A 14,830-nucleotide genomic window follows, 5' to 3' on the forward strand; every position below is an offset into this window, starting at 1 on the left:
TAGCTCAGGTGGTGCTCGCCGAAGACCACCGCCTGCGCGTCGGGGCGCGCCGACGCCTGGCGCGCGATGCGCTCGTGCAGCGTCGCCTCGCCCGCGAAACGGCCGCGCGGCGCGCCCCAGGCGGACAGCTGCGCGCGCTCGGCCTCGCCCATCAGCGCCACGGCGCCGACGGCCTGCGACGGCGCATTCGCGAGCGCATCGAGCACCGCGAGGTAGTGGCCCGCCATGCGCTCGATGGTCGAGGCATCGAACAGCTCCGACGCATAGCGCAGGCTGGCACGCACCTGGCCGTTCATGTCCTCGGAGGTGTCCAGCGCCAGCTCGAACTGCGCGGCCTGTGCCTCGAGTTCGTAGTCGCCGAGCATGAGGCCGGGCAGCCCCTGGAGCGCGCGGAAATCGGCGCGCTGGTGGTTGAACAGCACCTGGAACAGCGGGCTGGTGCCCAGGCTGCGCTCGGGCTGCAGCGCCTCCACCAGCTGCTCGAACGGCAGGTCCTGGTGCGCCTGCGCGCCCAGCGCCGCGTCGCGCGCCTGGCGCAGCGCCTGCAGCAGGCTCGCGCGCTCGTCGATCGGATTGCGCTGCACCTGCGTGTTGACGAAGAAGCCGATCACGCTCTCGATCTCGGGCCGGTGCCGGTTCGCGACCGGCACGCCGAGCCGGATGTCGCGCTCGCCGGTGATGCGGTGCAGCAGCACCTGGAAGCCCGCGAGCAGCGCCATGAACAGCGTGGCGCCCTCGCCCTGCGCGCGCCGCCGCAGCGCCGCCACGAGTTCCGCGGGCAGCGCGAAGTCGTGGCGCACGGCGACATAGCGGCCGTCCGCGCGGCGCGCGCGGTCGGTGGGCACCTGCAGCACCGGCTGCGCGCCGCCGAGCTGCGCGGTCCAGTAGGCGAGCTGGCGCTCGCGCTCGCCGGCCTCGAGCCAGCCGCGCTGCCAGGCGGCATAGTCGGCGTACTGCAGCGCCAGGGCCGGCAGCGCGAGCGGCTGGCCGAGCACGCGGGCGCGATAGCGCTCGACGAACTCGTCGACCACGATCTGCATCGACCAGCCGTCCGACACGATGTGGTGCATCACCACCACGAGCAGGTGCGACTCGGCCTCGATGCGCACGAGGCGCACGCGCAGCAGCGGGCCTTCGCCGAGGTCGAAGGGCGTGTCGCTCAGCGCGCGCGCCTCCTGTCTCGCGCGCGCCTCGCGCGCCTCGCGGCCGGCCACGTCGCGCAGGTCGACCAGCGCGAAATCGAGCGGGCCCGGATCGAGGATCCATTGCTCGGCCAGGCCCTGCGCGTCGGCGCGGAACACGGTGCGCAGCGATTCGTGGCGCTGCACGATCGCATGCAGCGCATCGCGCACGGCCTCGGCATCCAGCCTGCCGTCGAGCCGCAGCGCGCCGCTGATGTGGTAAGCGGTGCCGCGCGGATCGATCTGCCACAGGAACCATTGGCGCAGCTGTGCGTGCGACAGCGCGAGCCGGCCGCCACGCCGCGCGGCGGGCAGCGCGGTGATCGCCGGCGCCTCATGCGCCGATGGCTGCGCGGCAGCCCCGACGGCATGCGCGAGCTCCGACAGCAGCTGGTGCGCGAGCATCTGGCGTGGACTCGCGCGCAGGCCGGCGCGATGGGCGCGGGCCACGACCTTGAGGCTCAGGATCGAATCGCCGCCGAGCTCGAAGAAGTTGTCGTTGCGTCCCACGCGCTGCACGCCCAGCACCTCCGCCCAGATATCCGCCAGCGCCTGCTCCACCTCCCCCTCGGGCGCCTCGTACGCCCGCTCGCTCGCGAACTCCGCCTCCGGCAGCGCCTTGCGGTCCACCTTCCCGTTCGCATTCAGCGGCAACCCCTCCAGCACCACCAGCGCCCCCGGCACCATGTAGTCCGGCAGCACCGCCCCCAGCCGCTCGCGCATGCGCGCCACGTCCAGCACCTGCCCCGCCTGCGCGCTCACATAGCCCACCAGCCTCGTCCCGCCCGCGCCCTCCTTGGCCACCACCACCGCCTCGCGCACCTCCGCCTGCGCCAGCAGCTGCGCCTCGATCTCCCCGAGCTCGATGCGAAGCCCGCGCACCTTCACCTGGTGGTCGATGCGACCCAGGTAGTCCAGCTGCCCTTCCGAGTTCCAGCGCACCAGGTCCCCCGTGCGGTACAGCCGCCGGCCATCGGCCGCCGCCACGAAGCGCTCCGCCGTCAGCCCGGGACGCCCCAGGTAGCCGCGCGCCAGCAGGCCTCCGCCGATGTACAGCTCCCCCGCCACGCCCAGCGCCACCGGCTCCAGCTGCCCATCCAGCACCCACGCGCTCGTCTCGCTGATCGGACGGCCTATCGGCACCTGGCTGCTTCCATCGTCGCGGCACGTCCACTGCGTCACGTGGATCGTCGTCTCCGTCGGCCCGTACAGGTTCTGCAGCGACGCGCCCTTCAGCCTGCGCAGCGCCTCCGACTGCGTCGCCGCCGGCATCGCCTCCCCGCCGCAGATGATGTAGCGCAGCCGCGTGCTCCGCTCGATCCCCTCGTGCCCGAGGAAGGCCTGCAGCATCGAGGGCACGAAGTTCAGCGTCGTCACCTGGTGGCGCTGGATCAGCCGCACCAGCCGCTCCGGGTCCCGGTGGTCCCCGGGGTTCGCGATCACCAGCTTCACGCCGGTAGTCAGCGGCCAGAACATCTCCCACACCGACACGTCGAAGCCGAATGGCGCCTTGTGCAGCACCGTGTCCGCCGCCGTCAGCCCGTAGTTCGCCTGCATCCACGCCATGCAGCTGGACAGCGCCGCGTGGCGCACCGCCGCGCCCTTGGGCCGCCCCGTCGAGCCCGAGGTGTAGATCACGTACGCCAGCTGCTCGCCGTGCACCGCCACCTCGGGGTCGGTCGCGCGCTCGCCCGAGACATCCACGGTGTCGAGGTCCAGCACCCGCGGGCCCTCAGCCATCGAGGCCACCGAGGCCGGCGCGCGCAGGCCGCCCTGCACCAGCAGCAGCGCGATGCCGCTGTCCTCGATCATGTAGCCCAGGCGTTCCGCCGGGTACTCCGGATCCAGCGGCACATAGGCGCCGCCGGCCTTGAGCACCGCGAGGATGCCCACCATCATCTCCACCGAGCGCTGCGCCAGCAGGCCCACGCGCGTCTCGGGCTTCACGCCCAGCGCGATCAGGCGGTGCGCCAGCCGGTTCGCGCGCGCGTTCAGCTCCCTGCGGCCGAGCACCTGCTCGTCGAAGGCCAGCGCCGGCGCAGCGGGCTCGGCCCGCGCGTGCGCCTCGATCAGCGCGTGCACCGCTCGCCCATCACCGTGCGCGCTCGGGTTCTCGCTCCAGGCGGCAAGCAGCGCGCGCTCCGGCTCGCCGAGCATCGGCACCTCGCCGATCGCCAGCTGCGGCGTCTGCGCGAGCGCGCGCAGCAAGGCGACGTAGTGCGTCGCCATGCGCGCGATCGACGCGGCATCGAACAGCTCCACCGCATGCAGCAGCGTGGCGTCGATGCGGCCGTCCTCGAACTCGAGGGTCTGCAGCGTCAGCTCGAACTGCGCATCCTCTTCCTCGAAGTCCAGCCGCTCGACGGCGATGCCCGGCCAGTCGGCCAGCGAACGGTGGTCGCGCCGCACATGGTTGAACATCACCTGGAACAGCGGGTTCACGCTGAGGCTGCGCTCCGGCCGCAGGGCGCCGACCAGCCGCTCGAAGGGCAGGTCCTGGTGCGCCTGCGCGCCGATCGCCGCGTCGCGCGTCTGCGCCAGCAGTTCGTCGAAGGACATGCGTGGATCGACTCGCGCGGGCAGCACCTGCGTGTTGACGAAGAAGCCGACGATGCCGGCGGTCTCGGGGCGATGGCGGTTGGCGATCGGCACGCCCACGCGCAGTTCGGACTGCGCGCAATGGCGATACAGCAGGGCATTGAAGCCCGCCAGCAGCGCCATGAACACGGTCGCGCCCTGCGCCTGCGCGCGCTGGCGCAGCGACTGCACCACGTCCGCCGGCAGCGTGACCGTGTGGTGCGCGGCGCGGTAGCGGCCGTCGGCGCGGCGCGGCCGGTCGGTCCGCAGCGCGGTCGCCGGCTGGTCGGTGCCCAGGCGCGCGCGCCACCAGGCGAGCTGGCGGCCCCCTTCGCCCTCGTCGCCGCCCTCGTCGAGCCAGCGGTTCTGCCAGGCGGCGTAGTCGCCATAGCGCACCGGCAGCGGCGCATGCGCGGGCTGCTCGCCGCGCACCCGCGCCGCGTATTCGAGCGCGAGTTCGTCGAGGATCAGCTGGACCGACCAGCCGTCGGACACGATGTGGTGCATCACCACCAGCAGCCGGTGGTCGGCATCGCCGGTGCGCAGCAGCCGCGTGCGCAGCAGCGGCCCGCGCACCAGGTCGAAGGGCTCGGTGCGGATCGCCTCGACCCGCTCGTGCACCGCGGCATCGCGCGCCGCGTCGTCGAGACCGCGCAGGTCCTCGCAACGCAGATCGATCTCGAGCGAGGCCAGCACGCGCTGCATCGCCTCGCCATCGTCGCGCGCGCTCTCGACGAACACGGTGCGCAGCGATTCGTGCCGCTCGACCAGCGCCTGCAGGCCGGCGCGCAGCGCATCGGCGTCGAGCGCGCCGGCGAGCCGCAGGCCTCCGCTCAGGTGATAGGCGGTGCGCGCGGGATCGAGCTTCCAGAGGAACCACTGGCGCTGCTGCGCCGCGGACAACGGCGCCAGGCCGTCCTCCGAGGCATGCCGCGGAATCGGCTGTTCGGCGCGGCCGCTGTCGGCGCCGCCGCGCAGCCGCTGCTTCAGCCGTTCGCGCTGTTCGGGGGTGAGGTTGGCGCGGCGCGCGGCGATGTCTTGGATGTTGGACATGGTTTCTTCGGCGAACAGGTGCGGGCGGGCCATGGGCCCCGGGGGGAGCCAGGGCTAGGCGGCGTTCTCTATCTCTTCGATCAGCCGCGTCTCGACCAGCACGGCGAGTTCGCGGATGGTGGGCGCCTTGAAGAAGGCGGCGGGATGCAGTTCGACCTCGTAGGCCTTGCGGGCACGCGCGAGGATCTGGATCGCGAGCAGCGAATCGCCGCCGAGCTCGAACAGGTTGTCGTCGACGCCGACGCCGGCGATGCCCAGCATCTCCTGCCAGAGGCCGGCGAGGCCCTGCTCGAGGTCGCCGTCGGGCGCGGCGTAGGCGGTGGAGAGCGCGGGCCGCGGATGGCTGCGGCGCTTCTTCCGTACCGCCGGGCCGGTCTCGACCAGCGCCAGCATGCCGTTGTCGAGCTGGCCCAGGCGCTGCGCGAGGTCGGTGGTGGAGATCGCGACCTGCGCGAAGGCCGGGCCGTTGACGATGCGCTCGAGCGCGCGCGCGCCCTCGGGGCCGTCCATGCCGATGCCCTCGGGCAGCACGCGGCCCGCGGCCATGCCGAGGTCGCGCCAGGCGTCCCAGTTGACCGAGACCACCGGGTACGGCGCGCTGCGCTGCCACAGCGCCGCCAGCGCATCGAGGCAGGCGTTCGCGGCGGCGTAGTCGCTCATGCCGAGGCCGCCGGCCATGCTGGAGATGGACGAGCACAGCAGCACGAAGTCGAGCGGCTCGCCGCGCAGCGCCTCGAGCAGGCAGCGCGTGCCGCGCAGCTTGGGCGCGAACACCGCGTCGACGCGGGCGCGCGTGCGCTGGCCGATCATGCCGCTGTCGGCATGGCCGGCCGCGTGGATCACGCCATGCACCGCGCCGAAGCGCTCGCGCGCCTGCGCGGCGACCGCGCGCATCTGCGCGGCATCGGCCACGTCGGCCGACAGCACCAGCACCTCGGAACCCAGGGCTTCCAGTTCGAGCAGCTGGCGCAGCTTCGCGCGCAGGGCCGGCGGCTGCGCGTCGTCGCCGGCCAGGCCTTCCCATTCGGCGCGCGCGGGCACCGGCGAGCGGCCCAGCAGCACGAGGCGCGCCTGCCACGAGGCAGCCAGGTGGCGTGCGACCGCGAGCCCCACGCCGCCGAGGCCGCCGGTGACGAGGTAGACCCCGCCTTGGCGGAAGCGCTGGATCGGCGTGCCCGATGCCGCCGGCAATGGCTCGTAGCCGCGGACCCAGCGGTGCGGGCCGCGCAGCGCGATCCGCGTCTCGTCGGTGCCCGCATGCGCGCCCGCCGCCAGCTGCGCGAACAGCCGCGCCTGCGCGCCGCTGCCCGCGGCCGGCAGCACCACGTCGGCCACGCGCGCATCGATGTGCGGGTATTCCTGGCCGATCACCTTGCAGAGGCTGAAGACGGTGGCCTTCTCGGGGCACAGCAGTTCATCGCCCGCGACGTCCTCGGACTGGGTGAGCACCGCCTGCAGCGACAGCCGACGCTCGCCGCCCGCGGCGACGGCCTCGAGCGCCTGCGCCAGCGCGAACAGGCTGAAGAAGCCGCGCTCGAGCGCGGTCTCGGCAGCCGCATCGGCAGCGACGGGCGCGTCGGCATCGATACCACCCAGGTGATGGATGCGCGCGACCGGCCCGAAGGCCGATCGCACCTTGCGCAGCACGGCCTCGTGGTCGGCGCGCTCGCCGGCGCGCAGCGCGTAGTGGTGCGGCGCATGCTCGGCGAAGACCTGCGCATGGTCGACGCGCACGACCGCGTGGCCGGGCCAGGCCTGGCGCAGGTGCTCGACGAAGGCACGCTGGAAGTCGTCGGCATTGCCGATCACCAGCGTGCAGCCGTCGGCGGGCGCGGCGCCCGCCACGGGCTCGGCCGGGTCGAGGCGCTTCCATGCGGGCACGTGGAACGGGCCGCTGGCGGCGGCGGCCGGTGCATCGGCGGGCGCGGCCTCCTTCCAGTACGACTGGCGCTGGAACGCATAGGTCGGCAGCGGCACGCGGCGCGCGGCGCGGCCGGGATGGCAGGCCTGCCAGTCGATCGGCACGCCGGCGCACCACAGCGCGCCGATCGCGCCGGCCATGTGGCGTTCGTTGTGCAGCCGCTGCTGCGGGTGACCCTGGCTCGACACGATGCCGGCGGCCGAGGCCGCCAGCGGATGCTGGCGCGCGAGGCCGCTGAGCGTTTCGCCCGGCCCCACTTCGAGCAGCACGCGGCCTGGCGTGCCCAGCAGGTGCGCGAGGCCGTCGGCGAAGCGCACCGTGCCGCGCAGGTGGCGGGCCCAGTAGGCCGGATCGACGGCTTCCTGCGCGGTGATCGGCCGGCCGGTGACGTTGGAGAGGAAGGGAATGCCCGGTGCCTGGCGCGGCACGCCCGCGACCACCTCCCGCAGCGCGTCCACGATCGGATCGGTCAGCGCCGAATGCGAGGCGATCGACACCAGCAGCCGGCGCGGCAGCAGGCCGCGCGCGCTCATCCGCGCCTCGGCCGCCTCGATGGCCGCGAGCGGCCCGGCCAGCACGCACAGCTGTTCGCCGTTGATGGCGGCGATGTCGCAACCGGTGGCCAGGAAGGGCTGCAGTTCGGCTTCGGACAGCGCGATGGCGGTCATGGCGCCGGGCTGCATCGACTGCATCAGGCGGCCGCGCTCGGCCACGATGCGCAGCGCGTCCTCGAGCCGGAACACGCCCGCGAGGCAGGCCGCGACGTACTCGCCGAGGCTGTGGCCCAGCATCAGCGCGGGCCGCACGCCGCGCGCCATCCACAGCCGCGCCATCGCGTACTCGGCGACGAACAGCAGCGGCTGCGTGTACTCGATGCGCGCGAGCCGCGCGTCGGCCTCCGCCTCCGCCTCCGGCGCGGGGTACAGCAGCGCGCGCAGGTCCTCGCCGAGGATGTTCTCGAGCAGCGCGCAGCAGCGGTCGACCTCCTCGCGGAACACCGAATGGTCGCGGTACAGCGCGAGGCCCATGTTGGCGTGCTGCGTGCCGCCGCCCGGGAACAGGAAGACGACCTCGGGCGCCGTCTCGGGCGCGCGCTGCGGCGCATCGAGATCGTCCGCGGCCGCGCGCAGCGACTGCAGCGCGAAGGCGGTGTCGCCCGCCACCACCGCGGCGCGCTGCGCGAAGGCACGGCGGCCGTTCTGCAGGGTCTGCGCGACATCGGCCAGCGATGCCTCGGGATGCGCCTCGAGGTGGTCGGCCAGCAGCGCCGCGGCCTCCCGCAGCGCGGCGGGCGCCTGCGCCGACAGCGGCAGCACCTGCCAGCCGCCCGCGTTCCTTTCGGCGCGAACGGGGGGCGCTTCCTCGAGCACCACGTGCACGTTGGTGCCGCCGATGCCGAACGAGCTCACGCCCCCGCGGCGCGGCACCGGGCCTTCGGGCCAGGGCTTCGACACCGTGTTGACGTAGAACGGGCTGTTCGCGAAGTCGATCCGCGGATTGGGCGCGCGGAAATGCAGGCTCGCGGGCAGCACGCGGTGGCGCAGCGCCTGCGCGGTCTTGATGAGGCCGGCCACGCCGGCGGCTGCGTCGAGGTGGCCGATGTTGGTCTTGACCGAACCGAGGGCGCAGAAGCCGCGCCGCTCGGTGTCGGCGCGGAAGGCCTGGGTCAGCGCGGCGATCTCGATCGGGTCGCCGAGCGTGGTGCCGGTGCCGTGGGTCTCGACATAGCCGATGGTGTCGGCCGACACGCCCGCGATCAATTGCGCCGCGCGTATCACCTCGGCCTGGCCGTCCACGCTGGGCGCGGTGAAGCCGACCTTGGCCGAGCCGTCGTTGTTGGCCGCGCTGCCCTTGATGACCGCATGGATGGTGTCGCCGTCGCGCAGCGCCTCGTCGAGCCGCTTGAGCACGACCACGCCCGCGCCGCTGCCGATCACCGTGCCGGCGGCCTCGGCGTCGAAGGCGCGGCAGTGGCCGTCGGGCGAGAGGATGGCGCCGGCCTGCCAGCGGTAGCCGCCTTCCTGCAGCAGGTTGAGCCATACGCCGCCCGCGAGCGCCATGTCGCAGTCGTGCGCCAGCAGCGCCTGGCAGGCGGTGTGCACCGCCGTCAGCGAGGTCGAGCAGGCGGTCTGCACGCTCACGGCCGGGCCGCGCAGGTCGAGCTTGTAGGCCACGCGCGTGCACAGCGAACCGCCCGAGTTGCCGCTCATCAGGCCCAGCAGGTCGGCGATGCCGCTGTGCGCGCCGAGGCCGAACGAGGGCAGCAGGTTGCGGATCAGGTAGACGTTGGCGCCCTCGCCCGCGTACACGCCGACCTTGCCCTGCCAGCGCTCGGGATCGCAGCCCGCATGCTCGAGCGAGGACCAGGCGCATTCGAGAAAGATGCGCTGCTGCGGATCGAGGGTCTCGGCCTCGCGCGGCGCGTAGCCGAAGAAGGCGGCGTCGAACTGGTCGAAGCCCTCGAAGCGCACGCCGGCCTTGACGTAGTCGGGCTCCTCGAGCACCGACTGCGGCACGCCCTGCGCGCGCAGCTCCTCGTCGGAGAAGCGCCGGATCGACTCCACGCCGTCGCGGATGTTGCGCCAGAAGGCATCGACATCGTCGGCGCCGGGAAAGCGACCGGCCATGCCGACGATGGCGATCTCCAGGCCGGTGGGTTCGCCGGGAACGGCGTCGAAGGACTCGGGCGTGGACATCAGTGGACTCTTTCTGCCGCCTTGCGGCGTTGAAGCATGGCGGCGCGCTGGCGCAGCGCGCGCTCGTCGATGGCGGCCGACGCGGCGGCGGCCTCGGCACGGCCGCCGCCCTGCTCGATGGCGCGCGCCAGCGACTCGACCGTGGGGTGCTTGAACAGCTGGACCAGCGGCAGCTCGATGCGCAGCCGGTCCTGCAGCAGGCGGTGCGCGCGGATCAGCAGCAGCGAATGGCCGCCGAGGTCGAAGAAGTTGTCGTGCTGGCCGACCTGAGGCACCTGCAGCACCTCGGACCAGATGGCCGCGAGCGTGCGCGCCACCTCGCCCTGCGGCGCCTCGTAGGCACGCGCGTCGGCCAGGCCGTCGGGCTCGGGCAGCGCCTTGCGGTCGACCTTGCCGTTGGCATTGAGCGGCAACGCATCGAGCACGACGATGGCGCGCGGCACCATGTAGTCGGGCAGCGACCGGCCGAGGCGCTCGCGCAGCGCGGCGGTGTCGACGGGCGCGTCGCCGCGCGGCGAGACGTAGCCGACCAGCGTGGCGCCGGCCGGGCCTTCCTTCGCGACCACCACCGACTCGCGCACCTCGGGCTGGGCCGCGAGCTGGGCCTCGATCTCGCCGAGCTCGATGCGCAGGCCGCGGATCTTGACCTGGTGGTCGATGCGGCCCAGGTACTCGATCTGGCCTTCGGCGTTCCAGCGCACCAGGTCGCCGGTGCGGTAGAGCCGGTCGCCCTGGCCGAAAGGATCGGCCACGAAGCGCTCGGCGCTGAGGCCGGCGCGGTTCAGGTAGCCGCGCGCGAGGTTGACGCCGCCGAGATAGAGCTCGCCGGCCACGCCGCGCGGCACGCGGTTGAGTTCGGCGTCGAGCACCCAGGCCCGGGTGTCGCTGATCGGGCGGCCGATCGGCACCAGGCTTTCGCCATCGTCGCGGCAGGTCCACCGCGTGACGTGGATGGTGGTCTCGGTCGGACCGTAGAGGTTCTGCAGCGAGGCACCGGCCAGGCGCCGCAGCGCCTCCTTCTGCGTCTCGGCCGGCATCGCCTCGCCGCCGCAGATGATGTAGCGCAGCCGCGTGCGCGACTCGATGCCCGGATGCGCGAGGAAGGCCTGCAGCATCGAGGGCACGAAGTTCAGCGTCGTGACCTGGTGGCGCTCGATCAGTTGCACCAGCCGTTCGGGATCGCGGTGGTCGCCGGGGTTGGCGACCACGAGCCGCGCGCCGGCCGTCATCGGCCAGAACATCTCCCACACCGACACGTCGAAGCCGAACGGTGCCTTGTGCAGCACCGTGTCGTCGCGCGAAAGACCGTAGACGCGCTGCATCCAGGCCATGCAGCTGTGCAGCGCGCCGTGCCGCACGGCCGCGCCCTTGGGCCTGCCGGTGGAGCCCGAGGTGTAGATCACGTAGGCGAGGTTCTCGCCGTGCAGCGCGACCTCGGGGTCGGATTCGGGCTCGCTGCCGAGGTCGAGGCTGTCGATCTCGAGCACCCGGAGCCCGCCGCGCGCGGCGATGCAGTCGCGCGTGGCGCGGTGGGCGAGCAGGAGGTCGATGCCGCTGTCGTCGACCATGTAGGCCAGGCGCTGCGCCGGGTAGTCGGGGTCGAGCGGCAGGTAGGCGCCGCCGGCCTTGAGGATCGCGAGCAGGCCCACGACCAGCTCGACGCTGCGTTCCATCGCGATGCCCACGCGCGCATCGGGCCGCACGCCGAGCGCGACCAGGCGGTGCGCGAGGCGGTTGGCGCGGCGGTTGAGCTCGGCGAAGCTCAGGGCCTCGTCGGCGAACAGCAGGGCGATGGCCGCGGGCTGCTGCCGCGCATGGTGCGCGATGGCGCGGTGCACCGGCTCGGCGCCGGGCTCGCGCGTGGCATCGACGCTCCAGCGCGCGATCTCGGCCTGCTCGCTCGCCGCCAGCAGCGCGACATCGCCGACCGTGCGCGTGGCATCGCCCGCCAGGGCCTCGAGCAGCGCGAGGTAATGGCCGGCCATGCGCTCGATGGTGTCGGCGTCGAACAGCTCCGCCGCGTAGATGAAGTCGAGCCGCGGCGGACCGTCCATGCGCTCGCGCACTTCGAGCACGAGTTCGAACTGGGCCTCGAGGTCGGGCAGCGCATGGTCCTCGGCATCGAGGCCGCCGAGCTGGCGCAGCGCGCCGCGGTCCTCGAGCAGGTGGTTGAACATCACCTGCACCAGCGGGCTGTGGCTCATGCTGCGCTCGGGCTGCAGCAGCTGCACGAGCTGCTCGAACGGCAGGTCCTGGTGCGCCTGCGCGCCGAGCACCGCTTCGCGCGCCTGCGCGAGCACGCCGGCCAGCGGCGTGCGGCCGTCGATGCGGTTGCGCAGCACCAGCGTGTTGACGAACAGGCCGATGATCCGCTCGAACTCGGGCCGGCCGCGGTTGGCGACGGCGGCGCCGACACGGATGTCCTGCTGGCCGGTGTAGCGGTGCAGCAGCGCCTGCAGCCCCGCCAGCAGCACGACGAACAGCGTGGCGCCCTCGGCCTGCGCCAGCGCGCGCAGCGTCGCGAGCAGCGGCGCGGACAGCTCGAAGCCATGGCGCGCGGCGCGGTAGCTCGCGCGCGGCTGGCGCGGGCGGTCGGTGCGCAGCTCGAGCACCGGGTGCTCGTGGCCCAGCTGCGCGCGCCACCAGGCGGCCTGGCGCTCGGCCTCGCCGGCCGCGAGCCAGTCGCGCTGCCAGGCGGCGTAGTCGGCGTATTGCAGCGCGGGCGCGGCGATGCCGGCCGCGCGGCCCTGCAGGCGCGCGGCATAGCCCGCGGCCAGTTCCTCGAGCAGCACCTGCATCGAGGCGCCGTCGGAGACGATGTGGTGCATCGCGACGACCAGCAACTGGGCCGCGTCGGCGGTGCGCAGCAGCGCGACGCGCAGCAGGCCGCCCTGCGTGAGATCGAAGGGGGTGGCCTTGATGCGGCGCGCTTCCTCGGCCAGCTTCGCCTCGCGCGTGTCGGCGGGCTGCGTGCGCAGGTCGACGATCTCGACGCTCGCCTCGGCGGCCTCCCGCACCCATTGCATCGGCACGCCGTCCGCGCCCGCGCGGAACACGGTGCGCAGCGACTCGTGGCGCGCCACCAGGTCGCCGAGCGCGGCGCGCAGCGCATCGGCATCGAGGGCGCCGCGCAGTTGCATCGCACCGCTCATGTGATAAGCCGCGCTTCGGGGATCGAGCTGCCACAGGAACCATTGGCGCTCCTGCGCATGCGAGAGCGGCAGGCCCTGCGCGCGCTGCGCCGCGCCGAGCACGGCGACGGGCGCGGGACGCTCGCGCCGGCCCGTGGCCCGCAGCCGGCCCACGGCGGCCGCGCATTCGCGCAGGCGCGGCTGCTCGAACAGCAGCCGCACGGGAAAGTCGATCTCCCAGTGCGAGGCGATGCGCGCGGCGGCCTGCGTGGCGCTCAGCGAGTTGCCGCCGCGCGCGAAGAAGTGCGCGTCGCGCGGCAGCGCGGGCGCGTCGGCCTGGCGCAGCACCTCGCGCCAGATCGCATCGAGGACGCGTTCCGTGTCGTCGAGCACCATTTCCGCGACCGCCTCGGTGGCGGGGCCGCCCTTCACGAAGCGGCCGCGCTCGTGGATCGCATAGGCATCGGCACTGCGATCGAGCCAGCCCGCGCGGCAGGCGCCGCGCTGCAGCTTGCCGCTGGTGGTCTTGGGCATGCCGCCCGGGTTGAGCAGCACCACGGCCGACAGCGGCTCGCCGAACACCTCGCTGACCGCGGCGCTCAGCGCCTCGACCAGCAGCTGCGGCGGCACCAGCTTCTGCATGCTGCGCGAGATCTCGGCGGCCGCGCCGATGCCCTCGCCGTCGGGACCATGGGCCGCGAAGACCGCGACGCGGCCCTTGCGCACCGCCTCGACCTCGGCCTCGATCGCGCGCTCGATGTCCTGCGGATAGATGTTGTGGCCGCGCACGATGATCAGGTCCTTGATGCGGCCCGTGACGTAGAGCTGGCCCTCATGGAAGAAGCCGAGGTCGCCGGTGCGCAGCCAGCGCAGGCCGTCGCGCTCGACGAAGGTCTCGCCCGAGGCGCTTTCGTTGCCCCAGTAGCCGGCACCGATGCTCGCGCCGGCGATCCAGATCTCGCCGATGGCGCCCTCCTCGAGCACCGCGCGCGTGGCCGGATCGACGATCTCCACGCGGTGCTCGACCGCCACGCCGCCACAGCCGACCAGCACCGTGCCGTCCTCGCCCGGCAGGCTCGGCGTGCCCTGCCCCGCGGCCAGGCCCGCGTTCGAGAAAGCGCGCGCGACCATGCCGTCGCCGCGCCGCCCGCCCGTGACGTAGAGCGTGGCCTCGGCCAGCCCGTAGCAGGGATAGGCCGCGCCGGCATCGAAACCGGCGGCGGCGAAGCGCTCGATGAAGGCAGCCTCGGTGTCGGCGCGCACCGGCTCGGCGCCGGTGTAGGCCACGCGCCAGCTCGACAGGTCGAGCGTGGCGAGCTGCGCGTCCTTCACGCGCTCGAGGCACAGGCGGAACGCGAAGTCGGGCCCGCCGCTGAGCGTGGCGCGGTGGCGCGAGATCAGCTCGAGCCAGCGCACCGGCCGCTCGAGGAAGTGGCGCGGCGAGGTCAGCACCAGCGGGATGCCGCTGTAGAGCGGCTGCAGCAGGCCGCCGATCAGGCCCATGTCGTGATAGAGCGGCGCCCACGAGACGAACTTGTCGTCGGGCCCGATGCCCATGCCGACCTGGATCGCATGCTCGTTGGCCATCAGGTTGCCGTGCGTGACGATCACGCCCTTGGGTGCCGAGGTCGAGCCCGAGGTGTATTGCAGGAAGGCGATGTCGTCGTCGCCGGGATCGAAGGGCTGCCAGGACTCGGCCAGCGCTGCGTCGACCGCATCGACGGCGAGGATCGCGGCACCGGCGAACTGCGTCGGCGCGGTCGCGGCGATGGCCGCTTCGAGCGCCGCGGTGGTCAGCACGCAGCGCGCGCCGCAGTCGGCGGCCACGCCCGCGAGGCGCGCGAGGTGCTGGGGCCGGGCCGACTCTGGCGGGAAGATCGGCACCGCGATCACGCCCGCGTAGAAGCAGGCCAGCATGGCGATCGCGTAGTGCTCGCCGTTGTCGAGCATGACCAGCGCGCGGTCGCCGCGCGACAGGTCGCGCTGCAGCCGCGCGGCCAGCGCGCGCACGCCGTGCTCGAACTCGCCGTAGCAGAAGGACTGCTCGCGCGGGACGCCGCCGATTTCGTCGACGACGGTGAGCCAGGTGTGGTCGGCGCGCTGCCGCGCCAGTGCGCGCAGATGGGCCACGAAGTTGCGCGGGCGCGCGGATGCGGATGCCGGCGCCGCTGCCTTGCTTGTCATTTCTCTAGCCTCCAGACGATCGAAAGCGGCATCGCGGCCGCGTGTCATTGGGGTGCATCCCTGCACCGTCGCCGAGCCCACCGCCTC

3 protein-coding genes are annotated in these 14,830 nt (G+C 73.4%); all 3 read right to left on the reverse strand.

Annotated features, from left to right (window positions below):
* A partial coding sequence (locus tag KV106_RS36125) for a non-ribosomal peptide synthetase (protein WP_261216642.1) occupies nt 1-4,811 on the reverse strand: 4,811 nt, incomplete at its 3' end.
* Between the two features lie 54 nt (nt 4,812-4,865).
* Nucleotides 4,866-9,428: a type I polyketide synthase gene (locus KV106_RS36130; RefSeq protein ID WP_261216644.1), complete on the reverse strand. Its 4,563-nt coding sequence runs from the start codon at nt 9,426-9,428 to the stop codon at nt 4,866-4,868.
* Nucleotides 9,428-14,743 (reverse strand): non-ribosomal peptide synthetase, encoded by a 5,316-nt coding sequence (locus KV106_RS36135; protein WP_261216645.1) that lies wholly within the window; start codon nt 14,741-14,743, stop codon nt 9,428-9,430. Before KV106_RS36135 ends, KV106_RS36130 begins: the two co-directional genes overlap by 1 nt.
* Nucleotides 14,744-14,830: the final 87 nt, after the last annotated feature.

The organism is Variovorax endophyticus, assembly GCF_025376855.1.
Lineage (GTDB): Bacteria > Pseudomonadota > Gammaproteobacteria > Burkholderiales > Burkholderiaceae_C > Variovorax.